The sequence below is a fragment of the Streptomyces sp. WELS2 genome (genome assembly GCF_013870595.1).
Lineage (GTDB): Bacteria > Actinomycetota > Actinomycetes > Streptomycetales > Streptomycetaceae > Streptomyces.
This window is the reverse complement of record NZ_JACBWZ010001384.1, coordinates 1-696: the sequence shown is the minus strand read 5'-3', so window position 1 is coordinate 696 and position 696 is coordinate 1. Positions and strand designations below refer to the sequence as shown.

1 protein-coding gene is annotated in these 696 nt (G+C 70.7%); it reads right to left on the bottom strand.

Annotated elements, in window-relative coordinates; all coding sequences use genetic code 11:
* The coding region (locus H5J33_RS36510) for an acyltransferase domain-containing protein (protein ID WP_181798965.1) at nt 1–696 on the bottom strand (696 nt) is incomplete at both ends.

Sequence of the window (696 nt, the reverse complement as noted above, 5' to 3'; positions counted from 1 at the left end):
CCCCGTGACGGTGGGTGGCGTCCAGCGCACGGCCCCGTCCGCCCACAACCGGCCCAACGCCGAAAGCAACCGCTCCGGGGAATCACCACCACGCCGCATCAACCCGTTCCCCACCAACGTCGGATGCGGACCCACCTCCACAAACCCCGTAACCCCCTGACCCGCCAACCACTCCAACGCGTCGGCGAACCGCACCGGCTCCCGCACCTGCCGCACCCAATACCCCGACTCCCCCATCCCCACCGGACGCCCCGCCACCGTCGAAACCACCGGAATCACCGGCTCACCGAACGACAAACCCCCCACCACCCGGCCCAGCTCCTCCAGCACCGGATCCATCCGCGCCGAATGAAACGCATGACTGACCTCCAGCCGCCGCACCCGGCGCCCACGACCACGCCACACCTCACCCACCGCCACCACGGCCGCCTCGTCCCCCGACAGCACCACCGCATCCACCCCGTTGACCGCCGCCACCTCCGCGCCTGGCACCAGCGAGCCCGCCACCTCCTCCACCGACGCCTGCACCGACACCATCGCCCCACCACCGGCCAGCCCCTGCATCAACCGCCCCCGCGCCTCCACCAGCACACACGCGTCCTCCAGACTCAAAACCCCCGCCACATGAGCCGCCGCCACCTCACCCACCGAATGCCCCACCACAAAATCCGGCCGAACCCCCAACCACTCCACCAG